General features: G+C 53.1%; 24 protein-coding genes. 19 read left to right on the top strand and 5 right to left on the bottom strand.

The window, feature by feature from the left end:
- Positions 1 to 80: 80 nt before the first annotated feature.
- A complete protein-coding gene (gene yecR / locus ACLHV8_RS13065) occupies positions 81 to 419 on the bottom strand; it encodes a YecR family lipoprotein (RefSeq protein ID WP_028018594.1) in 339 nt (112 codons plus the stop codon).
- Between the two features lie 231 nt (positions 420 to 650).
- Between yecR and ACLHV8_RS13060 the strand changes: the two genes are divergently transcribed.
- A complete protein-coding gene (locus tag ACLHV8_RS13060; protein ID WP_028018595.1) occupies positions 651 to 902 on the top strand; it encodes a DUF2766 family protein in 252 nt (83 codons plus the stop codon).
- A 42-nt stretch (positions 903 to 944) separates the two neighbouring features.
- On the opposite strand, the gene ACLHV8_RS13055 is transcribed toward ACLHV8_RS13060, so the two are convergent.
- Positions 945 to 2288, bottom strand: coding sequence for an anaerobic C4-dicarboxylate transporter (locus ACLHV8_RS13055; protein WP_410376924.1), 1344 nt, complete (start codon positions 2286 to 2288; stop codon positions 945 to 947).
- Between the two features lie 157 nt (positions 2289 to 2445).
- Positions 2446 to 2949, bottom strand: coding sequence for a non-heme ferritin-like protein (locus tag ACLHV8_RS13050; protein ID WP_028018597.1), 504 nt, complete (start codon positions 2947 to 2949; stop codon positions 2446 to 2448).
- A gap of 789 nt (positions 2950 to 3738) precedes the next feature.
- Between ACLHV8_RS13050 and araF the strand changes: the two genes are divergently transcribed.
- The 5 genes from araF (at position 3739) to otsA (ending at position 9687) form a co-directional block, all read left to right on the top strand.
- Positions 3739 to 4728, top strand: a complete 990-nt coding sequence (gene araF / locus ACLHV8_RS13045) for an arabinose ABC transporter substrate-binding protein AraF (protein WP_024909787.1) — start codon at positions 3739 to 3741, stop codon at positions 4726 to 4728.
- A gap of 70 nt (positions 4729 to 4798) precedes the next feature.
- Positions 4799 to 6313 (top strand): L-arabinose ABC transporter ATP-binding protein AraG, encoded by a 1515-nt coding sequence (gene araG / locus ACLHV8_RS13040; RefSeq protein WP_208594396.1) that lies wholly within the window; start codon positions 4799 to 4801, stop codon positions 6311 to 6313.
- Between the two features lie 14 nt (positions 6314 to 6327).
- Positions 6328 to 7308 (top strand): L-arabinose ABC transporter permease AraH, encoded by a 981-nt coding sequence (gene araH / locus ACLHV8_RS13035; RefSeq protein WP_032666953.1) that lies wholly within the window; start codon positions 6328 to 6330, stop codon positions 7306 to 7308.
- Between the two features lie 176 nt (positions 7309 to 7484).
- A complete protein-coding gene (gene otsB, locus ACLHV8_RS13030; RefSeq protein WP_208594397.1) occupies positions 7485 to 8288 on the top strand; it encodes a trehalose-phosphatase in 804 nt (267 codons plus the stop codon).
- Positions 8263 to 9687: an alpha,alpha-trehalose-phosphate synthase gene (otsA, locus tag ACLHV8_RS13025; RefSeq protein ID WP_028018601.1), complete on the top strand. Its 1425-nt coding sequence runs from the start codon at positions 8263 to 8265 to the stop codon at positions 9685 to 9687. The genes otsB and otsA overlap by 26 nt, the downstream gene beginning before the upstream one ends.
- A 15-nt stretch (positions 9688 to 9702) precedes the next feature.
- Here the strand turns inward: otsA and uspC are convergent, their stop codons facing one another.
- Complete coding sequence (gene uspC, locus ACLHV8_RS13020; RefSeq protein WP_028018602.1) at positions 9703 to 10131, bottom strand: universal stress protein UspC; 429 nt, start codon at positions 10129 to 10131, stop codon at positions 9703 to 9705.
- Between the two features lie 795 nt (positions 10132 to 10926).
- Between uspC and flhD the strand changes: the two genes are divergently transcribed.
- From flhD to cheW, 6 genes are all read left to right on the top strand, one after another.
- Entirely contained in the window at positions 10927 to 11277 is a 351-nt protein-coding gene (gene flhD, locus ACLHV8_RS13015; RefSeq protein ID WP_023312264.1) for a flagellar transcriptional regulator FlhD, read from the top strand.
- A gap of 2 nt (positions 11278 to 11279) precedes the next feature.
- Positions 11280 to 11858, top strand: a complete 579-nt coding sequence (flhC, locus tag ACLHV8_RS13010) for a flagellar transcriptional regulator FlhC (RefSeq protein WP_010432486.1) — start codon at positions 11280 to 11282, stop codon at positions 11856 to 11858.
- Between the two features lie 123 nt (positions 11859 to 11981).
- On the top strand, positions 11982 to 12869 hold the full coding sequence (gene motA, locus ACLHV8_RS13005) for a flagellar motor stator protein MotA (RefSeq protein ID WP_008500417.1): 888 nt from the start codon (positions 11982 to 11984) through the stop codon (positions 12867 to 12869).
- Positions 12866 to 13795, top strand: coding sequence for a flagellar motor protein MotB (motB, locus tag ACLHV8_RS13000; RefSeq protein ID WP_208594398.1), 930 nt, complete (start codon positions 12866 to 12868; stop codon positions 13793 to 13795). Before motA ends, motB begins: the two co-directional genes overlap by 4 nt.
- 4 nt (positions 13796 to 13799) lie before the next feature.
- The gene (gene cheA / locus ACLHV8_RS12995) at positions 13800 to 15830 is read left to right on the top strand and encodes a chemotaxis protein CheA (RefSeq protein ID WP_028018605.1); all 2031 of its coding nucleotides are present in this window, start codon (positions 13800 to 13802) and stop codon (positions 15828 to 15830) included.
- A 19-nt stretch (positions 15831 to 15849) separates the two neighbouring features.
- On the top strand, positions 15850 to 16353 hold the full coding sequence (gene cheW, locus ACLHV8_RS12990; protein WP_410376923.1) for a chemotaxis protein CheW: 504 nt from the start codon (positions 15850 to 15852) through the stop codon (positions 16351 to 16353).
- A 96-nt stretch (positions 16354 to 16449) separates the two neighbouring features.
- On the opposite strand, the gene ACLHV8_RS12985 is transcribed toward cheW, so the two are convergent.
- Complete coding sequence (locus ACLHV8_RS12985; protein ID WP_028018606.1) at positions 16450 to 17709, bottom strand: dicarboxylate/amino acid:cation symporter; 1260 nt, start codon at positions 17707 to 17709, stop codon at positions 16450 to 16452.
- Between the two features lie 429 nt (positions 17710 to 18138).
- On the opposite strand from ACLHV8_RS12985, the gene ACLHV8_RS12980 reads away from it, so the two are divergent.
- The 7 genes from ACLHV8_RS12980 (at position 18139) to tap (ending at position 26764) form a co-directional block, all read left to right on the top strand.
- Positions 18139 to 18711, top strand: a complete 573-nt coding sequence (locus ACLHV8_RS12980) for a spore coat U domain-containing protein (protein ID WP_028018607.1) — start codon at positions 18139 to 18141, stop codon at positions 18709 to 18711.
- A gap of 12 nt (positions 18712 to 18723) precedes the next feature.
- The gene (locus ACLHV8_RS12975; protein WP_208594399.1) at positions 18724 to 19272 is read left to right on the top strand and encodes a spore coat U domain-containing protein; all 549 of its coding nucleotides are present in this window, start codon (positions 18724 to 18726) and stop codon (positions 19270 to 19272) included.
- Positions 19273 to 19288: 16 nt separating this feature from the next.
- A complete protein-coding gene (locus ACLHV8_RS12970; protein WP_208594400.1) occupies positions 19289 to 20047 on the top strand; it encodes a molecular chaperone in 759 nt (252 codons plus the stop codon).
- Positions 20023 to 22407 carry a fimbria/pilus outer membrane usher protein gene (locus tag ACLHV8_RS12965; RefSeq protein WP_208594401.1) on the top strand — a complete coding sequence of 795 codons (2385 nt, stop codon included), beginning with the start codon at positions 20023 to 20025 and terminating at the stop codon, positions 22405 to 22407. Before ACLHV8_RS12970 ends, ACLHV8_RS12965 begins: the two co-directional genes overlap by 25 nt.
- A complete protein-coding gene (locus tag ACLHV8_RS12960; RefSeq protein WP_049006620.1) occupies positions 22404 to 23366 on the top strand; it encodes a spore coat protein U domain-containing protein in 963 nt (320 codons plus the stop codon). Before ACLHV8_RS12965 ends, ACLHV8_RS12960 begins: the two co-directional genes overlap by 4 nt.
- A gap of 84 nt (positions 23367 to 23450) precedes the next feature.
- Positions 23451 to 25118 (top strand): methyl-accepting chemotaxis protein II, encoded by a 1668-nt coding sequence (gene tar / locus ACLHV8_RS12955; RefSeq protein WP_208594402.1) that lies wholly within the window; start codon positions 23451 to 23453, stop codon positions 25116 to 25118.
- Between the two features lie 44 nt (positions 25119 to 25162).
- Positions 25163 to 26764 carry a methyl-accepting chemotaxis protein IV gene (gene tap, locus ACLHV8_RS12950; protein ID WP_410376922.1) on the top strand — a complete coding sequence of 534 codons (1602 nt, stop codon included), beginning with the start codon at positions 25163 to 25165 and terminating at the stop codon, positions 26762 to 26764.
- The last annotated feature ends 19 nt before the right edge of the window (positions 26765 to 26783 follow it).

The following is a 26783-nucleotide window of genomic DNA, read 5'->3' as shown; positions in this document are numbered from 1 at the left end:
TTGACGATTTTTATATTTATTAATGAGAATTATTTTTGTTCGTAATGAAATAAACTGCCAGCAAATACTGGCAGTCCTGATTAATACCACGGATTATTTGACTTAGGGTTAACGGCAAAACCCATACATTTATACTGGATAGTCACGCTCTCGTTCAGACACAGAGAGCCGCTAATCAGCGTGCAGGTTTTGATGGGCTGGCCATAGGCAGAGGCTGTGGCATACCCCATGCTCTGACACGCTTTTGCCGCCGTACCGTTATTCACATACTCATCAGAATACGCATTTTGTAGCGCCGCCTGGCCGTAGTCGAGGCGGACTATGCCGTTGGGCGCGTCGAGACTACTGACCTCAGCCTGGCGGTTAATGCTACACCCCGCGAGCAGCAGGATCGTGCCAGCTACGATGACTCTTTTCATGGTTCGCTCTGAATGGATGGAAATACGTTATCGTACCTGCAGATGTTTGCTGCAATGCCTGGAATAGCCGGACAATCTGCCCTCTCTCTTTGCAACGGGATGGAATTGAATGTAATCCGCATCCGGTACATTTAATATTGGCGGTTTTTTTGTACCTGTACGTGACGAAGGGGAGATAAAAGAGCCTGCGTTTTGCTACTATGGCGGCCTTTAAATAAGGAGAAAGCCCCCATGTCTCAAAACCTGAGTGCCGATCAGGAACTGGTCTCTGACGTTGTCGCCTGTCAGCTGGTTATCAAACAAATTCTTGATGTCCTGGACGTTATTGCGCCGGTTGAAGTGCGCGAGAAGATGTCAACTCAGCTGAAAAACATTGATTTCGCCAGTCATCCGGCAGCGGCTGATCCGGTTACGCTTCGTGCCATCCAAAAAGCCATTGCGCTGATTGAGCTGCGATTCACGCCGCAGAGTGAGTCTCACTGAAGAGTGGAAATGGGCGACAGTATTTGTCGCCCTTCAATGCCATCAGAAGAACGTCTGGACCAGCAGGTAGCTTGCCGCGCACGCACAACTTACACCAATCAGCCCTGGCAGAATAAAGCTGTGGTTGATGATAAATTTGCCGATGCGGGTCGTGCCTGAACGGTCAAAACCGATACAGGCCAAATCACTTGGATAGGTCGGCAGGACAAAATACCCGTATGACGCCGGGAAAAAGGCGATCAGCATTTTCGGCTCAATACCCAACATCAGGCCCATGGGCGCAACGGCCGTCAGCGCTGCGGCCTGGCTGTTCACCAGCTTCGACACCAGAAACAGTACAATGGCATACGTCCACGGGTGGCTTTTCACAACGCCTTCCAGCGCCAGTTTTAACTCGTCAAGATGCGCCTGGAAAAAGGTATCACTCATCCACGCCACGCCGAACACCGAGAAGATCGCCACCATTCCGGCTTTGAATACCGCACCGTTAGAAATAGCAGAGGCATTGACCTTGCAGGCCATCAGCATTACGGCGCCTGCAATTAACATCATCATCTGAATGACAAGGTTCATCGACAGCGCCGTCATTTTGCCTTTCAGCTCAAAGGCGGGGCGTAATTCCGGGAATGCCCCCAGCAGCACCACTACGGCAATACCGGCAAAGAAAATCCACGTGGACCAGTAGGCTTTTTTTGGAAAACGTTGATTCATTAACGTCTCTGTTCCGCCATAGATAAACTCGCGCTGCTTTGGATCTTTAAGCTTCTCCTGAAAATCCATGTCGTCGGCCAGATCTTTCCCGCGCCGCAAACTCCACAGGGCAGCGATGGCTACACCGAAAAGTGAAGCAGGAACTGACACTGCAAGTATTTCAAGGATGCCCCACGCATGGCCAATTCCATGCTGAGCGCCCAGGATGGACACCAGCGATACAACGGCAACGGAAACCGGTGATGCCGTAATCGCCATCTGCGAGGCCACGGATGCTACCGCCATTGGACGTTCCGGGCGGATCCCTTTTTTCAGGGCGATATCTGCAATGATCGGGAACATGGTGTAGACCACATGTCCGGTACCACACAGAAAAGTCAGCATCCAGGTGGTAAAGGGGGCGAGAAGTGTGATGTGCTGCGGGTGTTTACGCAGAAGGCGCTCTGCAAATTGCATCATGACATTGAGACCGCCTGCGGTCTGCAGAGTAGCAGCACAACCAATCACCGCGAGGATGGTCAACATGACGTCAACCGGGGGCTTGCCAGGTTGCAGCCCAAAAACAAAACACAAAATAAAAAGCCCAATACCGCTTATTAACCCCAGCCCCATACCGCCGAAACGTGTACCTGTCAGCAGGCAGAGGAGAATGACAACAAACTCGATGGTGATCATGATGCTCCCTCGTCAATGATTATGTAATTAAATAAATCATTACATGTTGTGTGGATAATCATTGGGAGCAAGATCTGATTTGTTAAATTTCAGCAAAAGCAGAAGGTTGGCGGTGAGAAGGGAAACCTGCGCCCGGACGGGAGCAGGTTAAAAGGGATCAGTGATGTTGCACCGTCACAATGTCGAGCAGGTGACGGTCAGTCTGTTCCGGGCATAACCCTGCCTGTCGCGCATTGCGCAGTTCATCCGCCAGTATCTTCAGCAGCATGCCGTCCTGCTGCTGTTCTTTGTCCATGTCGCGTAAGAATTTAAGGGTGGTAGTGTCTTGCTGCGCTTTGGCTTCATCGGCCAGTTTACTGAGAGTGGTGCAACGTTGCTCATACTCTTCAAGCGTTTTCTGGAACAGTTCTTCCAGGGAGGAGTAGTCATCGTTAATGGTATCAAGGGCTTTAACAACAGGATTGGCGCCAACGGCCTTCATGAAGTTAAAGACGCGCATCATGTGCGTGACGTTACTTTGTGCCTGAGTACGGAAGAATGTTGCTGAACCCGTAAGACTGTTCTCAGCACACCACGCACTTAAGTGAAGGTGCAGATTGGACGCATAGAACTCAAGGTTCATCTGCGCATTTAGTTTTTGCATCATCGTTGGGGTAGCCATACTCATATCCTTATTGACTGTGGGACGAGATGTCCGCTGCTTAACCTGAGCGTCAGGCATTGACGAAGAACTCGCAGATATACAATTTCCGCAGTATCTAAAATCGACCTAAAATTCACTTCCTGTGTTCGATATAAATAAGCATACCCTTGTCTCCGGGGTAAGAAAACTCCTAAACACCTTATTTTTACCATACATTACAAAAATTAAAATACTACAAATTTGCAAATGGATTTTCATAAAGCAAATATAGTATAAGTCATTGATAATTAATTATTATTTTAATTTGTCGCATGCTAATGTTCTTCCGTAAATATTAAGTCGGAATAATGCTCTGAGAAAAAATGAAATACGGATTATTCATTGCGAATATATGATACGCGGGAAAAATTGCGCTAAATCAATTTCTGCAGAATAACAGTCTGATGTGGTTCCCGTGCATTTGTGATGAAACGCAGTTTGATCTTTTTTTTCGTTGGTTGCCATTTTTCCCAGCGGACGGTGTCAGGGATTTCTTAGCTAATCTTATGGATAATTCTGCTTAACCCTCTTTCATTTGTCTGACAAATCCTGCCTTTTTTATGTCATTTTTCGCTGAATTTATGTACGCAATTACTGTAATTCTGCGGTGTGATGGGGCTCTCTTATGGATGATTAATTTCCCGCTAAAACTATCACCAGCAATAACGCTTATGACGAGGTAAGCGCTAATGCCTTGTTTTAAGTCCGATTAAATTAGAAGCACGCACATATTCCCTACAGAAAAGAATGCTAAAGCTGGAGTTTACCATGCACAAATTTACTAAAGCGCTGGCGGCCATCGGTCTGGCTGCCGTTATGTCACAATCCGCTATCGCTGAGAATTTAAAACTCGGTTTTTTGGTAAAACAGCCCGAAGAACCCTGGTTCCAGACTGAGTGGAAATTCGCAGATAAAGCCGGAAAAGATTTAGGTTTTGAAGTGATTAAAATCGCCGTGCCTGACGGTGAAAAAACCCTGAATGCCATCGACAGCCTGGCGGCCAGCGGTGCGAAAGGTTTCGTTATCTGCACACCCGATCCAAAACTGGGATCGGCAATCGCGGCGAAAGCGCGTGGTTACGACATGAAGGTCATTGCGGTTGACGATCAGTTCGTTAACGCCAAAGGCAAACCGATGGACAGCGTCCCTCTGGTGATGATGGCGGCGACCAAAATCGGTGAACGTCAGGGCCAGGAACTTTATAAAGAGATGCAAAAACGTGGCTGGGATGTGAAAGAAACCGCTGTGATGGCCATTACTGCGGACGAACTGGACACGGCTCGCCGCCGTACTTCCGGTTCCATGGACGCGCTGAAAGCAGCCGGCTTCCCGGAAAAACAGATCTACAAAGTCCCCACCAAATCCAACGATATCCCGGGTGCTTTCGACGCCGCGAACTCCATGCTGGTTCAGCATCCGGAGGTGAAACACTGGCTGGTGGTCGGGATGAACGACAATACCGTGCTGGGCGGAGTACGCGCGACGGAAGGCCAGGGCTTCAAAGCGCCTGACGTGATCGGGATCGGCATCAACGGCGTTGACGCAGTCAGCGAGCTGTCCAAAGCGCAGGCCACTGGCTTCTATGGCTCTCTGCTGCCAAGCCCGGACGTTCACGGCTACAAATCCAGCGAGATGCTCTACAACTGGGTAACCAAAGGGGCTGAACCGCCGAAATTTACCGAAGTGACTGACGTGGTGCTGATCACCCGCGATAACTTCAAAGAGGAACTGGCGAAAAAAGGATTGGGCGGTAAGTAATTCGCTGTGATTGTGCCCCTCATTCCTGTGAGGGGCCAGATGTACACACTACTGGAATCACGGAGACGTTATGCAACAGTCTGAGCCGTATCTCTCTTTTCGCGGCATTGGTAAAACTTTCCCCGGTGTTAATGCGCTGACCGATATCAGTTTCGACTGCTATGCCGGCCAGGTTCACGCCCTGATGGGCGAAAACGGCGCGGGAAAATCCACGCTGTTGAAAATCCTCAGCGGTAACTACACGCCGACGACCGGCACGCTGGCTATTCGCGGAGACGAGGTGGCGTTTGCCGATACCACGGCGGCGCTCAACGCCGGGGTAGCCATTATTTATCAGGAACTGCACCTCATCCCTGAGATGACCGTGGCAGAAAACATCTATTTAGGACAGCTTCCGCATACAAGCGGCGTGGTGAATCGTTCGCTACTTAATTATGAAGCGGGGCTGCAGCTTAAACATCTTGGCCTGGACGTTGATCCTCAGACGCCACTGAAATATCTCTCTATTGGTCAGTGGCAGATGGTTGAAATTGCTAAGGCGCTGGCGCGTAACGCCCGAATCATAGCCTTCGATGAACCCACCAGTTCTCTCTCCGCGCGTGAAATCGAAAATTTGTTCCGTGTGATCCGTGAATTGCGTCAGGAAGGCCGCACCATTTTGTACGTTTCGCACCGTATGGAAGAGATATTCGCCCTGAGTGATGCCATTACCGTCTTTAAAGACGGACGCTATGTACGCACCTTTACCGACATGAAGCAGGTTAACCATGACCAGCTTGTTCAGGCGATGGTTGGCCGCGAGTTGGGTGACATTTATCACTGGCAGCCGCGCGAGTATGGCCCTGAACGCCTGCGTCTGGATAGCGTAAAAGCGCCAGGCGTGCGTACGCCAATCTCCTTGTCAGTACGCAGCGGTGAAATCGTCGGACTGTTTGGCCTGGTGGGGGCGGGGCGCAGCGAGTTGATGAAAGGGTTATTCGGCGGTACCCGGATTACCGAAGGTCAGGTTTCCATTGACGGCAAGCGGGTAGATATTCAGAAACCGGCCCACGCGATCAGGGCGGGGATGATGCTCTGCCCGGAAGACCGTAAAGCGGAGGGGATTATTCCGGTTCATTCGGTGCGCGATAACATCAATATTTCCGCCCGCCGTAAGTTTATCCGCGCCGGTTGCCTGATTAACGATAGCTGGGAGTCGAGCAATGCCGACCACCATATTCGTTCGCTGAATATCAAAACGCCTGGCCCGGAACAGCTGATCATGAATCTCTCCGGCGGAAACCAGCAGAAGGCTATTTTAGGCCGCTGGCTGTCGGAAGATATGAAGGTCATTTTATTAGATGAGCCAACGCGCGGTATTGATGTGGGGGCAAAACACGAAATTTATAACGTGATCTATGAACTGGCAAAACGCGGCGTGGCGGTGCTCTTCGCCTCCAGCGATCTGCCGGAGGTGCTTGGCGTAGCCGACCGCATTGTCGTGATGCGTGAAGGTGAAATTGCCAGTGAATTACTTCATGAACAGGCGAATGAACAACAGGCGTTGAACCTCGCCATGCCTAAAGTCAGCCAGGCTGTCGCCTGAGTAAGGAGTTAATGATGTCCTCTGTTACTACATCCGGAGTGCCGAAGTCGGCTTTCAGTTTTGGACGCATCTGGGATCAGTACGGCATGCTGGTGGTCTTTGCCGCGCTGTTCCTCGCCTGTGCGATCTTTGTTCCTAATTTTGCCACTTTCATTAATATGAAAGGGCTGGGGTTGGCCATTTCCATGTCAGGGATGGTGGCCTGCGGCATGCTCTTCTGCCTGGCCTCCGGCGATTTTGACCTGTCGGTGGCGTCCGTTATTGCCTGCGCGGGTGTGACCACGGCAGTGGTGATCAACATGACTGAAAGCCTGTGGATCGGCGTCCTGGCCGGTCTGTTACTGGGCGTCATCAGCGGTCTGGTCAACGGTTTTGTCATTGCGCGTCTGAAGATAAATGCCCTGATCACCACGCTTGCCACAATGCAAATTGTCCGAGGCCTGGCCTATATTATTTCCGACGGTAAAGCGGTGGGGATTGAAGACGAGCGCTTCTTTACGCTGGGTTACGCCAACTGGCTCGGTCTGCCTGCGCCTATCTGGCTGACCGTAGCCTGCCTGATCCTGTTCGGCTTCCTGCTTAACCGGACCACCTTTGGCCGTAATACGCTGGCGATTGGTGGCAATGAAGAAGCGGCGCGTCTGGCTGGGGTGCCGGTCGTGCGAACCAAGATTATTATCTTTGTGCTCTCGGGGCTGGTTTCTGCCGCCGCGGGCATTATTCTGGCATCACGCATGACCAGCGGCCAACCCATGACCTCTATCGGTTACGAGCTGATCGTCATTTCGGCCTGCGTTTTAGGGGGCGTTTCCCTGAAGGGCGGCATCGGAAAAATCTCATATGTGGTGGCCGGTATCCTGATCTTAGGGACGGTAGAGAACGCCATGAACCTGCTGAATATTTCCCCGTTCTCTCAGTACGTGGTTCGTGGCCTGATCCTGCTGGCTGCGGTGATTTTCGACCGTTACAAGCAAAAAGCGAAGCGTACCGTATAACGCTTTTTCCCGTCTTTTATTGCTCAACTTATAACCTTAGTTGACCCCTTAACCGCCTCGCCAGTAAAACTGGCGGGGCGGTTGTCAAATGGCGAGCCACGTCACACTGTCTATACTTACATGGCTATGAAAGAGGTAAAGGCGTTTACCTCTCGCAAACCGTAAGGAGGAAAAGGGTGGCTGACTTGTTAACCGCACCGCCTGTACTGTCCGGACACTATGCTTTCTTTTTTGATCTCGACGGCACGCTCGCCGGGATAAAACCGCACCCTGATCAGGTGGCTATTCCGGATGCGGTATTACAGGATTTGCATCAGCTCTCGCTTATGAATGAGGGAGCACTGGCATTGATATCAGGGCGCTCAATGGCCGAGCTGGATATGCTCGCCAGTCCTTACCACTTTCCGCTGGCCGGTGTACACGGAGCGGAGCGCCGCGACATCCATGATCAAACGCATATCGTTTCACTTCCCGATGCACTCACACAACGTCTTCAGGAGAAACTTTCTGCTGCGCTGGCAGAACTGCCGGGCACAGAACTGGAAGCTAAAGGCATGGCCTTTGCTCTGCATTATCGTCAGGCGCCACAATATGAAGAGCGCGTGCTTGCCCTTGCCAGAGAAATTGCGAATGCGCACCCGCAACTGGCGTTACAGCCGGGTAAATGCGTGGTGGAGCTAAAACCGCAAGGGATCAATAAAGGCGCGGCCATCACCGCGTTTATGGCGGAGGAACCTTTTAAGGGCCGGACGCCCGTTTTCTTTGGGGATGACCTGACCGACGAAGCAGGGTTCCGCGTGGTGAATCAGGCCCGAGGGATCTCCGTTAAGGTTGGGCCCGGCGACACTGTTGCCCAATGGCGGCTGGTGGATGTCGCCAGTGTCTGGCAGTGGATATCTGACATCGCTAACCAGCAACAACAACAAATAGCGCAAAACCAAGGGGGAAACCATTATGGGTCGCTTAGTCGTCGTCTCTAACCGAATCGCGCCGCCTGATGATAAAAAAGTCAGCGCGGGTGGCCTGGCGGTAGGGGTGTTAGGTGCCTTAAAAGCTGCTGGCGGGCTGTGGTTTGGCTGGAGTGGTGAAATCAGTGAAGACGAAAAACCGCTCAAAAAAGTGACGCGCGGAAATATTACGTGGGCATCGTTCGCGTTAAAAGAGAAAGACTATGACGAGTATTACTCGCAGTTCTCGAATGCCGTTCTGTGGCCTGCATTTCACTACCGTCTTGACCTGGTTAAATTCCAGCGTGAATCCTTCGAAGGCTACACGCGAGTCAACGCGCTGCTGGCGGATAAACTGCTGCCTTTAATCGAAGAAGACGATATTTTATGGATCCACGATTATCATCTGCTCCCCTTCGCCAGAGAATTGCGGGAAAGGGGCGTAAATAACCGGATTGGTTTTTTCCTGCATATCCCGTTCCCGACACCGGAGATTTTTACCGCGTTACCACCCCATGAAGCGTTGCTGGAGGCGCTATGTGATTACGATTTGTTGGGCTTCCAGACTGAAAATGATCGCCTTGCGTTTTTGGATTCTGTGTCAGGCAAAACGCGCCTGGTGACCAAAGGTGGAAAAACGCATACTGCATGGGGGAAAACATTCCATACCGAAGTGTATCCGATTGGGATTGAACCCGACGAGATTGCGGAGCAGGCCGCCGGGCCGTTGCCATCAAAGCTGGCGCAGCTTAAGAATGAACTTAAGCATGTGAAAAATATCTTCTCGGTAGAGCGACTTGATTATTCCAAAGGGTTACCGGAACGCTTTCTGGCATATGAAACGCTGTTGGATAAGTACCCTCAACACCACGGTAAAATTCGCTATACGCAGATAGCACCAACGTCGCGCGGCGAAGTTCAGGCCTACCAGGACATTCGGCATCAGCTGGAGACAGAAGCGGGGCGCATTAACGGCCGCTATGGCCAACTGGGCTGGACGCCGCTCTTTTATCTGAATCAACACTTTGACCGTAAAATCCTGATGAAAGTGTTCCGCTATGCAGACGTTGGCCTGGTCACGCCGCTGCGTGACGGGATGAACCTGGTGGCGAAAGAGTATGTGGCGGCCCAGGATCCTGCCGACCCGGGTGTACTGGTACTTTCACAGTTTGCCGGAGCGGCAAATGAACTCACTTCAGCGCTTATCGTAAATCCTTACGATCGGGATGATGTGGCTAACGCCCTGAACCGCGCCCTGACAATGCCGCTTACAGAGCGCATTTCCCGGCATGCCGAAATGATGGAGACGATCCGTAAGAACGACATTAATCACTGGCAGGCGAATTTTATTCAGGATTTACGTGATATCGCCCCGAAAAGTAAGGATGGTGATCTGCAAAAAAAGATCGCGACATTTCCTAAACTCGCCTGATTTTCTACTGGGGGATTAATCTCCCCCAAGAGGTACTAACAGCACATCGACCTGACTTGAAGCAACAATAGATTTCGCCGCACATGCCGCGCGCGATAAAAAGCTATGGTTGTGGTTCCCGCATATCACTAAATCAATATTCTGTTTACGACACATGTCAAGAATATGTGCATTAAGTTCTCCCGTTGCAATAACGGTCTCATAAACAGGATATTGTGCCTTTTCAGCCAGTTCCCGCAGAAATTGCTGTGTTTCTTCCTGAAGTACCTCCCGAATATCTTCAAGCATAGGGGCTGCCAGCTGGTTATACATTTCGGGTTCGGCCGCGAGAGTGATGAGGCTGATGCGGGCATTATGGGGCCTGGCAATGGAAACTGCCCGGGCGACAAGCTGATGGCTTTCGGGTGAAACAGCAACAGAAACAAGAAGATGGGAGTAACTCATGGTGCACTCCTTAGATGTCTGACAGACTGCGTCTACCCACCTTTACCGCGAATCCCCTGGTTCTGCAAGAGTTGAATACGACATTAGTGTGAAGCTTATCATAATTATTCATTAATTATTCTTATAAGAAGAATAACTGAAAAATACGCCTAAATGAAAAAAATTAACAACTTAACGTAAATCACACAATTTTACTCTTCCACTATTAAATCATTTTAACGCGTTATAAACACAATTCGAATGATCACATACTGAAACATTTTTTTTGAGCGTTACGCATAAGTATATGTTTTTTCGAGGTAAGAAAAATGTATCCAGGACATTCTCGGGATGTGAACGATTGCAGACACCGGGAATGACAGGCAAAGCACGTTAAATGCCAGTTATGTTCACCCTTCTGCATGAGTATTCGGCATTTAAGAATACAAAACAGGACTGATTGCTCGCTTTTTGAGCAAATTACAAGTCATGCTGATGGATTTATGGGTGATATTCACTTAAATTATGTGACGTGGATCACATTTTTTTAAATTTGAGGAAGGCTGCATTGTATGTATCAAATCTGACGAGTAGAGTTTGCGTCGAATTAGGAAAAATCTTAGTTATTTGTAAGAAATGATAAAAGATGTAAGAGGCGCAACGGCGTTTCTTCTCTTGCGTGTATCAACTGAATACAAACCTAAATTCAACTATGCATTTGGCCTTTTCTTTTTTATACCGGGTGATTTCCCGGCGACATCACGGGGTGCGGTCTTTCCGCATAAAAATAATAGTTGGTTATTCGGGATGGGAACAATGCATACATCCGAGTTGCTAAAACATATCTATGACATCAATTTGTCGTATTTACTGCTCGCGCAGCGTTTGATTAGTCAGGACAAGGCGTCCGCGATGTTTCGTCTGGGTATTAACGAAGAAATGGCAACCATGCTGGGGGGTTTAACCCTCCCTCAGATGGTTAAACTGGCCGAAACGAATCAGCTGGTTTGTCAGTTCCGTTTCGATGATTCACAGACAATAACGCGTCTGACGCAGGAATCCCGTGTTGACGATCTTCAACAGATCCATACCGGTATACTTCTCTCCACTCGCTTGCTTAACGAAATCAGCCAGCCTGATGACGCAGCCCGTAAGAAAAGGGCCTAGCAATGAGCGAAAAAAGCATTGTTCAGGAAGCGCGTGACATACAGTTGGCCATGGAGCTGATTACACTGGGTGCTCGTTTACAAATGCTGGAAAGCGAGACTCAGTTGAGCCGTGGTCGTCTCATCAAACTGTACAAAGAGTTACGTGGTAGTCCCCCGCCGAAAGGCATGCTGCCGTTTTCTACCGACTGGTTTATGACGTGGGAGCAGAACATCCACGCATCCATGTTCTGTAACGCCTGGCAGTATCTTCTCAAAACCGGTTTGTGTAGCGGCGTTGACGCTGTGATCAAAGCGTACAAACTTTACCTTGAACAATGCCCACAGCAGGAAGATGGTCCACTGCTGGCGCTGACCCGCGCATGGACGCTGGTGCGTTTTGTTGAAAGCGGAATGCTTGAACTGTCGCGCTGCAATTGCTGCGATGGCAATTTTATTACCCATGCTCATCAGCCTGCAGGCAGCTTCGCCTGTAGTTTATGTCAGCCTCCATCCCGTGCAGTAAAAAGACGTAAACTTTCCCGGGATGCTGCCGATATTATTCCACAACTGCTGGATGAACAGATCGAACAAGCTGTTTAACCCGAACGTGTGGGCAAGATTCCAGCAGCGGTAAGCAATTACCGCTGCTTTTTTTTACCCCGCAAACGGTAAACGCTGCGAACTGAACGTCCTTGCCATAGTCACTAGCGGAAGGATGATGTCGTGCTTATCTTATTAGGTTACCTGGTAGTTCTCGGTACAGTTTTCGGCGGTTACATGATGACCGGCGGGCACCTTGGAGCACTCTATCAACCGGCTGAACTTATTATCATCGGCGGCGCAGGGGTAGGGGCTTTTATCGTTGGTAACAACGGTAAATCGATCAAGGGCACGCTGAAAGCGATTCCATTGCTGTTCCGTCGCTCGAAATACACCAAAAGCATGTATATGGACCTGCTGGCGCTGCTCTATCGCCTGATGGCGAAGTCACGTCAACAGGGGATGTTCTCTCTTGAACGCGATATCGAAAACCCGAAAGAGAGTGAAATTTTTGCCAGCTATCCGCGCATTCTTGCCGACGCCATGATGCTGGATTTCATCGTCGACTACCTGCGACTCATCATCAGCGGCAATATGAACACCTTCGAAATTGAAGCGCTGATGGACGAAGAGATCGAAACCCACGAAAGTGAATCCGAAGTGCCGGCCAACAGCCTGGCGCTGGTGGGCGATTCCCTTCCTGCGTTCGGTATCGTTGCCGCTGTCATGGGGGTTGTTCACGCCCTGGCCTCGGCGGATCGTCCTGCCGCTGAGCTGGGCGCACTGATCGCCCATGCTATGGTGGGCACCTTCCTCGGTATTTTGCTGGCGTATGGCTTCATCTCTCCGCTGGCAAGCGTTCTGCGCCAGAAGAGCGCGGAAACGACTAAAATGATGCAGTGCGTGAAGATCACGCTGCTCTCTAACCTCAACGGTTATGCGCCACCGATCGCGGTTGAGTTTGGCCGTAAAACGCTTTACTCCAGCGAGCGTCCGTCGTTTATCGAACTTGAAGAACACGTGCGTGCGGTGAAAAACCCAAACCAACAGACGACAACTGAGGACGCATGAAAAACCAGTCCCATCCGATCGTCATCGTAAAAAAACGCAAGCATAAGGGCGGCGGGCATGGCGCACACGGCTCGTGGAAAATTGCGTACGCCGATTTTATGACTGCAATGATGGCGTTCTTTCTGGTGATGTGGCTGATCTCCATCTCCAGCCCGAAAGAACTGATCCAGATTGCGGAATATTTCCGAACGCCGCTGGCGACGGCGGTGGCCGGTGGGCCGCGCATCTCTAACAGCGACAGCCCAATCCCGGGCGGTGGCGATGATTACACCCAGCAGAAGGGTGAGGTGAAAAAAGAGCCGAACATCGACGAGCTGAAAAGAAAGATGGAGCAGGCGCGTCTGAAGAAACTGCGTGGCGATCTCGATCAGCTGATTGAAGCAGATCCAAAACTGCGCGCGCTGCGTCCGCATCTGAAAATCGATCTGGTACAGGAAGGGTTACGTATCCAGATTATTGATAGCCAGAACCGCCCAATGTTTAAGACCGGGAGTGCGGAAGTTGAGCCGTACATGCGCGATATTTTGCGTGCTATTGCGCCGGTGCTGAACGGCATTCCTAACCGAATCAGCCTGTCAGGACACACGGACGGTTTCCCGTACGCCAGTGGGGAGAAGGGATACAGCAACTGGGAGCTTTCTGCCGATCGTGCCAACGCCTCGCGTCGCGAGCTGGTGGCCGGTGGGCTTGATGATGGCAAGGTACTGCGCGTGGTCGGCATGGCAGCAACCATGCGTGTCTCTGACCGCGGGCCGGATGACGCCATCAACCGTCGTATCAGTCTTTTAGTGCTGAACCAGCAGGCGGAGCAGGCCATCCTGCATGAAAACGCCGAAAGTCAGAATGAGTCACTGGACGATTTAAAACAGCCTGGGGCCGTTCCTTCGGCTGCCGTTCCAACATCGCCACCAGCCAATCCGAGGTGATAGCGTGAGCATGGATATTAGCGATTTTTACCAGACATTCTTTGATGAAGCCGACGAGTTGTTGGCCGATATGGAGCAACACTTGCTCGATTTGGTGCCTGAAGCACCAGACTCTGAGCAGCTTAATGCCATCTTCCGTGCGGCGCACTCCATTAAAGGCGGAGCCGGAACGTTTGGATTTACCATCCTGCAGGAAACGACCCATCTGATGGAAAACCTGCTTGATGAAGCACGACGCGGTGAGATGCAGCTCAATACCGATATTATCAACCTGTTTTTGGAAACCAAAGATATTATGCAGGAACAGCTCGACGCCTATAAAAGCTCGGCAGAGCCTGATGCCGCCAGCTTTGAATACATCTGCAATGCGCTGCGCCAGCTCGCGCTGGAAGCAAAAGGTGAGGTTGCCGCAGCCGTTGTTCCGGCCGCAAAACTGAGCGTTGTCGATGCCGTTGCCGCCCAGGAGTCTGCCCCTGCCGAAGCACAAGCGGGCAAATTGCGCGTTGTGCTGTCACGCCTGAAAGAGAATGAAGTTAACCTTCTGGAAGAAGAGCTGGGTAATCTGGCGACATTAAGCAATGTGGTAAAAGGCAAAGACAGTCTTGCTGCGACGCTTGATGACGGCATTGGCCAGGACGATATCGTGGCGGTGTTGTGCTTCGTCATTGAAGCCGACCAGATTGCCTTCGAAACCGAAACGGCCGTTGTCGAAACGCCAGCAGAAGAGGTCGCTGTTGTTGCTCAGACTACTGCACCGGCCGTTGTGCCTGCGGCTCCGGCGCTGAAAGCCGTGCCAAAAGAGGCTGCGGCGCCAGGCCGTGGTGAAAAACCGGCTGCGCGTTCCAGTGAGTCCACCAGCATCCGTGTTGCCGTTGAGAAGGTTGACCAGCTGATTAACCTGGTGGGCGAACTGGTCATCACTCAGTCAATGCTGGCACAACGTTCAAACGAACTGGACCCGGTCACGCACGGCGATCTGATTACCAGCATGGGGCAATTACAGCGTAATGCCCGCGATCTGCAGGAATCGGTCATGTCCATCCGAATGATGCCGATGGAATATGTCTTCAGCCGCTTCCCGCGTCTGGTCCGCGACCTTGCCAGCAAACTGAATAAACAGATTGAACTGACCCTGATGGGCAGCTCAACCGAACTGGATAAGAGCCTGATCGAGCGCATTATTGACCCGTTAACACACCTGGTGCGTAACAGCCTCGACCACGGTATCGAACTGCCGGAAAACCGCATTGCCGCCGGGAAATCTCCGGTCGGCAACCTGATCCTCTCTGCGGAACACCAGGGTGGGAACATCTGCATCGAAGTGACCGATGACGGTGCGGGCCTTAACCGTGAACGCATCCTGGCAAAAGCGATTTCGCAGGGGATGGCGGTCAATGAAAACATGACCGACGAAGAAGTGGGCATGTTGATCTTTGCGCCAGGCTTCTCGACTGCGGAACAAGTGACCGACGTGTCCGGGCGCGGTGTGGGCATGGACGTGGTGAAACGTAACATCCAGGAGATGGGCGGTCACGTTGAGATCCAGTCTAAGCAGGGCTCTGGCACCACCATTCGCATCCTGCTGCCGCTGACGCTGGCAATTCTGGACGGTATGTCAGTCAAAGTGGCAGACGAAGTCTTTATTCTGCCGCTGAACGCCGTGATGGAATCGCTGCAGCCGCGTGAGGAAGATCTGCATCCGCTGGCGGGTGGCGAGCGTGTTCTCGAAGTGCGCGGTGAGTATCTGCCGCTGGTGGAACTGTGGAAAGTGTTTGAAGTGGACGGGGCGAAGACAGAGGCCACGCAGGGTATCGTTGTGATCCTGCAAAGTGCGGGCCGTCGCTACGCGCTGCTGGTTGATCAGCTGATTGGTCAGCACCAGGTGGTGGTGAAAAACCTCGAAAGCAACTACCGCAAGGTACCAGGTATTTCTGCCGCGACCATTCTGGGTGATGGTAGCGTGGCGCTGATCGTCGACGTATCGGCGCTTCAGGGATTAAATCGTGAACAACGTGTGGCGTACACAGCCGCCTGATTAAGTAGAAGGTAATAACATGACCGGTATGAGTAATGTAACGAAACTGGCGGGCGAGCCATCAGGGCAGGAATTCCTGGTTTTCACTTTAGGTGACGAAGAGTACGGTATCGACATTCTGAAAGTGCAGGAAATCCGTGGTTACGACCAGGTTACCCGCATCGTTAACACGCCTGCTTTTATTAAAGGTGTCACCAACCTGCGTGGTGTGATTGTGCCAATCGTTGACCTGCGCGTGAAGTTCAGCCAGGGCGACGTTGACTACAACGACAACACCGTGGTGATTGTTCTGAACCTGGGGCAGCGCGTAGTGGGCATCGTGGTGGATGGCGTGTCTGATGTGCTTTCCCTGACCTCTGACCAAATCCGTCCTGCACCGGAATTTGCCGTCACATTGTCGACGGAATACCTGACCGGTCTGGGCGCGCTCGGCGAGCGTATGCTGATTCTGGTGAATATTGAGAAGCTGCTGAACAGCGATGAGATGGCACTGCTGGATATCGCGGCGAGTCATGTAGCGTAAAACAAAGCCGGGTAGCACTGACGCTTACCCGGCCTACGTGTTCGAGCCATTAGTGGGCCGGGTAAGGCGAAGCCGCCACCCGGCTTTTTCATACCCTTATGCTTCCTGCTCCACCAGCTCAGCTTCCGCTTCCCGCGCACCTTCATTCTGCGACAGCATCGCGGTCGCGATACCATTCCCCAGAACGTTAATCGCAGAACGTCCCATATCCAGGAAGTGATCAATTCCCATCAGCAGCAGAATACCGGCCACCGGAATATTGAAGCTTGGAATAGTCGCCGCCAGAACGACCAGCGATGAACGTGGTACGCCTGCAATGCCTTTTGAGGCGAGCATCAGGGTCAGCATCAATACCGTCACTTCAGAGAAGCTCAGGTGAATGTTGTACGCCTGGGCGATAAACATCGAGGCGAAAGAGCAGTACACCATCGAACCCACCAGGTTGAAGGAGTAGCCAATCGGCAGAACGAAAGAGGCAATGTTGCGCGAGCAGCCAAAACGCTCCAGCTGTTCCAGCGTTTTTGGATAGGCCGCTTCAGAGCTGCTGGTGGTAAACGCTACCAGTACCGGGTCTTTCAGCATACTGACCAAGCGAAACACCTCTTTTTTCAGCACCATGTAACCCACGGCCAGCAGCACCATGCAGGTGAGAAGAATGGCAACATAGTAGCCACCAATAAAGGAGGCGTAGTTCAACAGAATGCCCAGACCCTGAGTGGCAATAACGGATGAAATCGCCGCGAAAATGGCCAGTGGCGCAACGTACATCACGTAACCCGTCACCTTCAGCATGATATGGGAAACCACATCCAGCGCGGCAACCAGTGGCGCGTTGAATTTCTGTCCCAGCGACGCGCCGCCGATGCCGAAGAACATCGAGAACACCACAATCTGCAGGATCTCATTGTTCGACATCGCCCCTGCGATACTGGTTGGAATGGTGTGAGACAGGAAGGCTTTCAGCGTCATGCCCCCAACGGCCAGACCGGTATCGACGGCCTCGGTTGGGATCGTCAGGTTCAGACCGCTTCCCGGATGCTCGAGCGTGACGATAAACAGCCCCACCAGAATAGACAGCACGGATGAGCTGATAAACCACACCATCGCTTTGCCGCCAACGCGGCCAATGGTGGAGGTTTCACCCAGTTTCATGATGCCGACGGTTAACGTGCTGAAGACCAAAGGTGCAATCACCATTTTGATCAGGCGAAGGAAGATATCGGTCAGAAGGGTAATATTATCCGACCAGGCTTTAATAGCATCCGCAGATGCGTACTCATGAATTGCTGCCCCTGAAAGAATACCCGCCAGCATGAAAATCACGATGAAGAGTGTGAGTTTGTTTGCACTTGCCACGAAAAAAGACCCTCTATGCGCTTTAGATGTAGCCCGAGTCGATACATATAAATTTTTTATTACGACGCGGGAAATTATTCGGCACATAAATTGACGCAAAGTGTAGGGGGATACAACTCCTTTTTAAGTTTTATTAATTTTGTTGTTAATTCACTGACGATATATTGTGATCAATATCACATTATTGCGGATATATTCTCTGTGGATAAAATAAAATCTCTGTTTTTTAGAGTTCAACTGACTGTTATTTATAGAAATACCTCGTCAATAAGACATTCGGCTTATGCGTCATGGGGCAGGTGGTAGAAGCGATATCCATAAACTAAATTCTCAATAACCCCCCTCAAAGGAACCTTAAGCGGGGCTAACATCTTGAACGACAAAAATAAAATGCGGCAAGGGAACGGAGACGTCTTCTGGAGGGTGTAAATGAAAAGAAAACTCCTGTTGATCTGCGCAGGCAGCTTACTGACTGCAACAACGGCCCATCAGGCGCTGGCCGTTACCAGCAGCGGCACCATCGGCGCGACGCTGACGCTGACAAACGGTTGTTTGATAAACGGATCGCCCGCGCAAAGTGGCATTAACTTCGGTACGCTCGATTTCGGTACCCATCCGGCTACCTTTTCCACTCTTACGACGCAGTTGAGCGGCGCCAGCGGCGGAAACACCTTCACCATTCAATGTACGACCGCAAGCTATACGGTCGCGATCACCGGTAATACCCACTCCACCGCGCCCGGCTCCGTTGTCGGTTCGCCGGGTACGCCTGAACGCTATCTGGTTAATACAGCCAACGCGGCACAGGGCGTGGCTTATAGCCTGTACAGCGACAGCGGGTTTAACACCGTGATTGCCAATAACGCCGCGTTGCCGATCGCCTCTACGGCCGGAGGCGTGGATAGCTACACCCTCTACGGGCGTATTACCGGCGGTGGTAACAGCGTGACGGTCGTCCCGGGAACCTACACCGACACGATTAACGTCAGCGTCACCTATTAGTCCCGAACCGCCATGAAGGCAACTCTCACAGGTCTGCGCAAACGCGCAGAGGGACGCGTGCAGCCTTTTTTCGCGCTGATTGTCGGATTGCTCGTGATGCCCTCTGCGGACGCGGTGACATCACAGTCCTTTAAGGTCAGCGCGACGATAGTACCGGGATGCGCGGTGGCCACCGGCAGCGGAGGGCTTCTCGGTATGCTGGATTTTGGCACCCATAACGGCGTCGAGAGCGCGCCGGTCAGCACCAGCTTTGTGCCAAACGGGGCGTTGTCTATCGCCTGTACGCCGGGCGTGGCGCTGAGCATGAGCATTAATGGTGGTCAAAATTATTCATCCGTGCGTCGAATGAAGCGGTCCGGTGCAACAGAACTGGTGCCGTACCGGCTCTACAGCAGCAGCTCGCTGGCCGCGAACAGCGAAATTGGCGTAAACCAGGCAATACCGGTGACGTATACCAACAGCAATAACATCGCGCTGCCGCTTTTTGGCGTGGCGCTACTGACCGGATTTAGCCCGGCAGGAACCTATTCCGATCAACTCACCGTGACCTTGTCATGGTAATAAAGGGAGAGTGTTGATGAAGCCATTTTTCAGACCGATATGTCTGGCGGGTGCGTTGGGTATGGCTGCGGTAACCGGCCAGGTGCAGGCGGCGGCGACTATTCTGCTCTGGCCGATCGATCCGTGGCTTGCTGCAGACGCCAACGCCACGGAACTGTGGATCCAGAATCAGGGAAACAGCGCCACGACGATGCAGGTCCGCATCGTGCGCTGGAAGCAGGAGGACGGACACGAGCGTTATACCTCTCAGCAGGACGTGGTCGCCAGCCCGCCCATCGTCACGATTGGTACTGGCAGCAAGCAGCTTATTCGCCTTATCAAACAGGCTTCTGTTCCCGCTGGTGTCGAACAGGCTTACCGCATTATCGTAGATGAAATCCCTCAGCCTGATACAAAAGCCGAACCTGCCATCGGCCTCAAATTGCAGATGCGTTACTCCATCCCTTTGTTTGTGTATGGACAGGGGATCCCGACCATCAAAGAAGGCGCGCATCACGCGCTGGCGGAAACCCAAAACCTGAGCTGGCGGGTGACGCGCGCGGAGGGGCAGCCGGCGCTGGAGGTCAGAAATCGGGGTGATGTCCATGTCAGGCTGAGCCAGGTGGCGCTGGAGCAGGGAGGTCGGAAACACACGGTAGCGGATGGACTACTGGGTTACGTTCTCCCCGGCAGCACCCGCAGTTGGCCAATACCCGCCGGGGTTCGCCAGCCAGACCGGATGAGTGCGCAAATTAATGCCAGGGACGCACAATGGCAGTCGACGCCCGTCAACTAAAACCGGCGATGATGATACTGCTTTGCGTCAGTACCACTTCCTGGGCTGAAACCGGCGACGACAGTTTACCGCCGCCCCCCCAGGCTCAGGCGATCAATGATGAGGCGGTCTTCCAGCTCGCCCTCGTGCTGAACCACTACGATACCGGTCTGGTGGTGCCTGTGACGCAACGTAAAGGCGCTTTCTATATCTCCAGCGCAGATTTGTTACGCGCAGGGCTTCCCCCTGAGCATGTACCAACCGGGGACGTTAATCTCTCTTCGCTTTCTCAGGTTAGGGTGGAGTATGACAGCGCTGCGCAACGGTTATTGCTGACCGTTCCCCGCGACTGGGTCACGACCCGCGTGACGCCGTTCAGCACACAAACGGCGCAGAGCAAACCGCACTTTGGACGCGGGGCATTGCTGAATTATGATCTCTACACCAACCACACGGAACATCTTGGTGGTCAGGCGTCGCTCTGGCACGAATTCCGCTACTTTAACGAGAACGGCTCGTTTTCCTCTACCGGCTACGCCCGGGAAAATTTCACCGGGGATAATGGTCAGCAGGAAGGATATGTCCGCTATGACACCACTCTGCTATTCACAAATGAGGATGAGGCGATTTCCTGGAGTGCCGGGGATGTGATCAGCGACGCCCTGAGCTGGAGTACCAGCGTACGTATGGGCGGGATAAGTTACGGACGGGATTTCTCCCTGCGTCCGGACCTGGTCACATGGCCGCTACCCGAATTTTCGGGAGAAGCCGCGGTACCCACCTCGGTTGATCTCTTTATTAATGGCTATCGGTCCGGCTCAACTCAGCTCCAGCCGGGGCCATTTACGCTGACTAATCTGCCCTATATCAACGGTGCTGGGGATGCGGTGCTGGTCACCACCGATGCATTGGGTCGTCAGGTAAGTACCACGCTACCGTTTTATGTCACCAGTGATTTGTTAAAACAAGGCCTGAGCGGCGGGGCCGTGACGCTGGGAAGCCTGCGGCGTAATTATGGCATCAGGAATTTTGACTACGGCCCTGCGGCAGGCAGCGGCTCATATCGTTATGGTTTGACGGACTGGCTCACGCTGGAGGGGCATGCGGAAGGGGCACAAGAGCTGGCGTTGGGGGGCGCTGGCACTGTGGTTAAACTCGGACAGTTTGGCGTGGTGAATACCTCTTACTCGCAAAGCCGCATGCGCGGTGATGCAGGCGGGCAAATCAACTGGGGTTACCAGTACAGCACCAGCGAGTTTAGCGTGGCAACCCAGCACACGCGGCGCGATCGCGGCTTTGGCAATCTGGCTCTCTACGACCAGCCGACGGTCTATGACGAAAATGACAAACCCATCGCCAGTTTTAGTCGCAATACGGATCAGTATTCTCTCACCTTTAATCTGGGGCAGTACGGCAATATTGGCGCCGCCTGGATCGGCGTAGAGAGCTTCGACAGTCAAAAAACCGAGCTGCTGAATCTCTCCTGGAGCCGTAATCTGTGGGGTGCGAGCAGTATTTATCTGGCGGCAAGCCGGGACCAGCAGCGGGGAGACTGGACGGTGGCGTTGTCGCTGCAGGTGCCGCTGGGGGCGCGTGACAGCGCCGCCGTCACTTTCGAAAACACCCCGGATGCGGGCAGCACGCAGCGCATCAACTATAACCACTCGATGCCTTCCGACGGCGGGTTTAGCTGGAACATGGCATGGGCTAACCAGTCGAAAGCCAGTGACTATCAGCAGGGAACGCTGGGCTGGCGCAATAACAACATTGAGCTACAGGGAGGCGGTTATGGTGAAAAGGACAACATGACCTGGTGGGGCGAGGCGATGGGGGCGATTGTTCTGATGGACGGCGAGCTGTTTGCGGCCAACAAGATCAACGATGCCTTTGTGGTCATCAGTACCGATGGTCACCCGGACGTCCCGGTCAGCTACGAGAACCAGCCCGTCGGTAAAACCAATAACAACGGTTATCTGCTGGTGAGCGGGGTGTCGGCGTATTATCCGGCCAGTTACCGGATTGATACGCTGAATTTGCCTGCGGATACTCGGCTGAAAGAGACCGAACACCGGATTGCGATCCGCCGCCATAGCGGCTACCTGGTCGATTTCCCGATGGAACAGGAGCGGGTGGCGAGCGTTATTCTGCATGATGCGCAGGGACAGGCTATTCCGGTGGGAAGCCAGGTCCGACGCGCATCGCGTAGCAATGCGGTGGTAGGGTATGACGGTATCGCCTGGCTGGAAAATCTCAGTGATGTGAACCCGCTCGACGTTATCACCCCTGACGGAAAGCACTGCTCGGTCACGCTGACGGTGAGTGCCAATCCGCAACACAAACTGCAAACCTACGGTCCTCTGGTTTGTCGGGAGGGACAGTGAAACGCTTGCTGCTGTTGATGTTGTTGCTGTTCTCTGGCAGCGGCTGGGCGGCGTGTAACATCAGCACGGTCAATGCGTCGTTTGGTAGCGTTACCTCGTTCGCACTCAGCGGAAGCGGAGAGGTCGAAACCACGGGCACGCTGGTGGTGGCGTGCGATGCCATACTGAATCTGTTGACCAGCGACTCCGTGACGCTGACCTATAGCTCGGCATCGGTCTCGGGCAGCAGTCGGGCCACCATGAAACGGACGGATAATGCGACCATTACGGACGTGATCCCCACGCGATTGTGCGGTCTATCGGGGTGCGCAAGCAGCAGCGAGGTACAGATAAGTAAATCGTATACCTGGAGTGGGAATACCTTGCTGGGGCTGCTGGGGTCAAAGCAGTACAACATTCCGCTCTATTTTCGCACCGTCGCCGGGCAAAACGTCACTGCCGGGCCATATCAGGTGCAGTTAACCTTCAGCATTAACTACAGCGTGTGCTCCGTGGGCGCGCTCGGCATTTGCACAATCAATCAGACGGGAACCTCGACAACCACCATCCTGTTAGATATGACCGTCACCAATGACTGCAGCGCGATGACCACGCCAGACGTGAGCTTCAATAGCGCGCCGCTGGTACAAAGTTTCCCCACCGTCTCACAGGCGATTGCCGTCACCTGCACCAAAGGAAGTTCGTATACCATCGGCATCAATAACGGTGCCAACGCGCTGAACAACGTACGGCGTATGGTGAATGGTAGCAACTTTATGAGCTACGACATCTATAAAGAAGCCACCAGTAACCGCTGGGGGGGAAGCGGCAGCGAGCGCTGGTCCAGCGCGGTATCGTCGCAGGTCAGTACTGATGGTTTACTGCGCACCTACAACTACACCGCGAAAGTCCTGACCAATCAGGCCACGCCCCCCGCCGGAACCTACACCGATACGCTGATTGTCGACGTGGCGTTTTAACCCCGCGCTTTTCCCTTTCTCAAATGTAAAGTTCCTGTGGGCAGTGCCGATAACACCGTTAATAAATCTATGAGAAGGTGTTGTATGTTGAACCGTATCCGCGTTGTCACAATGCTCATGATGGTGCTGGTCATTTTCGCACTTCTTCAGCTCATCTCCGGCGGGCTTTTTTTCTCGTCATTAAAACAGAACCAGGACAGTTTCGCGGCCTCGAACGATCTCCGCCTGCAGCAGAGTGAACTCACGTCGACGTGGGATCTGATGCTGCAAACGCGTATCAATCTGAGCCGCTCGTCCGCGCGCATGATGATGGATCCGAATAATCAGCAGAGCAGCGCGAAAACCGATCTGTTGAAAAATGCCCGTGCTACTCTCGCTGACGCCGCAAAACATTACGACGCCTTCAAAAAGATCCCCCCGCAGCCCGCTATGGAGCAGGTGAGCCAGAATATTGACGAAAAATACAACGCCTACAATGCCGGTCTCACGGAGCTGATTCAGTTCCTGGAAAGCGGCAACATGGACGCCTATTTCGCGCAGCCAACGCAAGGGATGCAAAACGCACTCGGCGCGGCGCTGGGGGAATATGCGAAGGTCAGTAGCGATCTGTATCACTCGGCCTTTACCGAAAGCCAGAATGACTATCGCTTTGCGAAATGGCAGATGGCCGTGATGGCGCTGGCGCTGGTCATTGTGCTGGTCGCGGTCTGGTACGGCATTCGCCATATCCTGCTGAACCCTCTCGGCCGCGTCATTGCCCACATTCGTGAAATTGCCGGTGGCGACCTGACCAAAACGCTGACCGTTTCCGGGCGCAATGAGATCACCGAACTGGCCAACAGCGTTGACCATATGCAGCGTTCATTAATTGAAACCGTCGCCAACGTGCGAAACGGGTCGGAGGCTATCTATACCGGCACCAGCGAAATTGCGCTGGGGAATAACGATCTCTCTTCCCGTACTGAAGAGCAGGCATCCGCCCTGGAAGAGACGGCCGCCAGCATGGAACAACTTACCGCGACCGTGAAGCAGAACGCCGATAACGCCCGTCAGGCTTCTCAACTGGCTGAAAGTGCCTCTGAGACGGCGCAACGTGGTGGTCGCGTGGTGGATGGCGTGGTGAAAACCATGCACGAAATCGCCGACAGCTCGAAGAAAATCGCCGACATCATTAGCGTCATCGATGGCATTGCTTTCCAGACCAACATCCTTGCGCTGAACGCCGCCGTGGAAGCGGCACGTGCGGGCGAGCAGGGGCGTGGGTTTGCCGTGGTCGCGGGTGAAGTGCGTAACCTCGCCAGTCGCAGTGCCAATGCGGCGAAAGAGATCAAAGCGTTGATTGAAGATTCCGTTTCCCGCGTGGATACCGGCTCCGTGCTGGTAGAAAGTGCCGGGGAAACCATGAATGACATCGTGAATGCTGTTACTCGCGTAACGGACATCATGGGTGAAATCGCCTCTGCATCTGACGAGCAGAGTCGTGGTATCGACCAGGTTGCTCTGGCGGTATCGGAAATGGATCGCGTGACACAACAAAACGCCGCGCTGGTGCAGGAGTCCGCTGCGGCTGCTGCTGCCCTGGAAGACCAGGCGAGCCGTCTGAAGATGGCCGTCTCGGCGTTTCGTCTCGCTTCACTCGCTGGAAACACGGTCACCCCGCAAGCCACCTATCGTGTGCCCGCTGCAGAATCAGCGGCAACCCGTACCCGTGCTGCGACGACCGGACAAGATGAAAACTGGGAAACATTTTGACTGACAATTAAACCGCGGCTGCTTGCCGCTTGATGGGAGCGTGGATGTTAAATCGTATTCGTATCTCGACCACACTGTTTTTGATTCTGATCCTTTGCGGTGTGTTGCAGGTTGGCAGTAACGGGTTGTCTTTTTGGGCGTTTCGCGATGGCTATCAGAATTTGCAGGAAGTTGAGGCGAGTAATCAGCAGCGCTCCGCACTGGCACAAACGCGTGCCGTGCTGTTGCAGGCAAGCACTGTGCTGAATAAGGCGGGAACCTTAACCGCGCTGAGTTATCCGCCGGATGACATCAAAGCGCTGATGGCGACCGCGCGTGACAGCCTGAAACAGGCAGACGGGCAGTTTAAAGCCTTTACGGCGCAGGAAGCCGTTAGCGAGAAAGAGAAAACGCTAAAGGCTGCCATGAAAAAGAACTTTGAACAGTGGTACAGCGATCTGGACCACCAGGCAACCTGGCTTGAGAACAACCAGCTGTCAGATTTTATGACCGCACCGGTTCAGGCGTCTCAGGCGGCGTTTGATGGCAGCTTTAACGCGTGGCAGCAGGATATTAACCAGTTTGTTCAACGTGCAGAGGAAGACAGCAAAATGAGCTACCACATGTCCGGCGTGATTTTTGCCGTGGTGGTGATTTTGGCGGCGCTTCTGACCGGCGGGGCACTGATCTGGTCTCGCAAAATGATTGTGCAGCCGCTGGCGATTATCAGCAGCCACTTCGACAGTATTGCGAAGCGGAATCTGGCGCGTCCGGTGGCGGTTTATGGCAAGAACGAAATTTCGGCGATCTTTGCCAGCCTGAAGGCGATGCAGGGATCGCTGCGGGAAACGGTATCCGATGTGCGTCAGGGCAGTTATGCCATGCACACCGGGATTTCAGAGATTGCGGCAGGCAATAACGATCTCTCGTCCCGTACCGAGCAGCAGGCGGCCTCCCTGGCGCAGACGGCAGCCAGTATGGAGCAACTGACTGCGACGGTAAGTCAGAACGCTGATAACGCGCGTCAGGCGTCTGACCTGTCGAAACAGGCAGCAATGACGGCGAAAAAGGGTGGGGATCAGGCGTCTCATGTTGCGAGCACCATGCAGGAGATTGCCACCAGTTCGCAGAAAATTGGTGACATCATCAGCGTGATTGACGGTATCGCCTTCCAGACCAACATTCTGGCGCTCAATGCCGCTGTCGAAGCGGCGCGCGCCGGTGAACAGGGTCGTGGTTTTGCGGTGGTGGCGGGTGAAGTGCGTAACCTGGCAAGCCGAAGTGCCAACGCGGCGAAAGAGATTAAGGTGCTGATAGAAGAGTCGGTTTCACGCGTCCAGCAGGGCTCTACGCTGGTCGATACGGCGGCACAAACCATGCACGAGATCGTCACCTCTGTCACGCGGGTGAACGACATCATGGGCGAAATTGCCTCGGCGTCGGACGAACAGCGTCGCGGGATTGAGCAGGTTGCTCAGGCAGTCAGTCAGATGGATCAGGTCACGCAACAGAACGCCTCGTTAGTTGAGGAAGCGGCAGCGGCAACCGATCAGCTGGCCAGCCAGGCGGATCATCTCACCGGACTGGTCGCGGTATTTAATGTGAAAGAGCACGTTGAAGCAGTAACAGAAGTCGGGCGGTCGCAGGCCGTGCCAGTTGTATCCTGAATGTAATTAAGAAGGCGCT

Origin of the sequence: Enterobacter sp. CPE_E863, from assembly GCF_046521465.1 — a bacterium.
In the GTDB taxonomy this organism is placed as follows: domain Bacteria; phylum Pseudomonadota; class Gammaproteobacteria; order Enterobacterales; family Enterobacteriaceae; genus Enterobacter; species Enterobacter adelaidei.
This window is presented reverse-complemented; position numbering and strand designations above follow the sequence as displayed.

Bases quoted from the DNA above. Each gene is read 5' to 3' on its own strand.
- araH (WP_032666953.1), top strand. From the start codon at position 6,328: ATGTCCTCTGTTACTACATCCGGAGTGCCGAAGTCGGCTTTCAGTTTT.
- araF (WP_024909787.1), top strand. From the start codon at position 3,739: ATGCACAAATTTACTAAAGCGCTGGCGGCCATCGGTCTGGCTGCCGTT.
- ACLHV8_RS13055 (WP_410376924.1), bottom strand. From the start codon at position 2,288: ATGATCACCATCGAGTTTGTTGTCATTCTCCTCTGCCTGCTGACAGGT.
- tar (WP_208594402.1), top strand. From the start codon at position 23,451: ATGTTGAACCGTATCCGCGTTGTCACAATGCTCATGATGGTGCTGGTC.
- otsA (WP_028018601.1), top strand. From the start codon at position 8,263: ATGGGTCGCTTAGTCGTCGTCTCTAACCGAATCGCGCCGCCTGATGAT.
- ACLHV8_RS13060 (WP_028018595.1), top strand. From the start codon at position 651: ATGTCTCAAAACCTGAGTGCCGATCAGGAACTGGTCTCTGACGTTGTC.
- flhD (WP_023312264.1), top strand. From the start codon at position 10,927: ATGCATACATCCGAGTTGCTAAAACATATCTATGACATCAATTTGTCG.
- araG (WP_208594396.1), top strand. From the start codon at position 4,799: ATGCAACAGTCTGAGCCGTATCTCTCTTTTCGCGGCATTGGTAAAACT.
- ACLHV8_RS12980 (WP_028018607.1), top strand. From the start codon at position 18,139: ATGAAAAGAAAACTCCTGTTGATCTGCGCAGGCAGCTTACTGACTGCA.
- tap (WP_410376922.1), top strand. From the start codon at position 25,163: ATGTTAAATCGTATTCGTATCTCGACCACACTGTTTTTGATTCTGATC.
- ACLHV8_RS12970 (WP_208594400.1), top strand. From the start codon at position 19,289: ATGAAGCCATTTTTCAGACCGATATGTCTGGCGGGTGCGTTGGGTATG.
- ACLHV8_RS12965 (WP_208594401.1), top strand. From the start codon at position 20,023: ATGGCAGTCGACGCCCGTCAACTAAAACCGGCGATGATGATACTGCTT.
- motB (WP_208594398.1), top strand. From the start codon at position 12,866: ATGAAAAACCAGTCCCATCCGATCGTCATCGTAAAAAAACGCAAGCAT.
- yecR (WP_028018594.1), bottom strand. From the start codon at position 419: ATGAAAAGAGTCATCGTAGCTGGCACGATCCTGCTGCTCGCGGGGTGT.
- cheW (WP_410376923.1), top strand. From the start codon at position 15,850: ATGACCGGTATGAGTAATGTAACGAAACTGGCGGGCGAGCCATCAGGG.
- ACLHV8_RS13050 (WP_028018597.1), bottom strand. From the start codon at position 2,949: ATGGCTACCCCAACGATGATGCAAAAACTAAATGCGCAGATGAACCTT.
- flhC (WP_010432486.1), top strand. From the start codon at position 11,280: ATGAGCGAAAAAAGCATTGTTCAGGAAGCGCGTGACATACAGTTGGCC.
- ACLHV8_RS12975 (WP_208594399.1), top strand. From the start codon at position 18,724: ATGAAGGCAACTCTCACAGGTCTGCGCAAACGCGCAGAGGGACGCGTG.
- uspC (WP_028018602.1), bottom strand. From the start codon at position 10,131: ATGAGTTACTCCCATCTTCTTGTTTCTGTTGCTGTTTCACCCGAAAGC.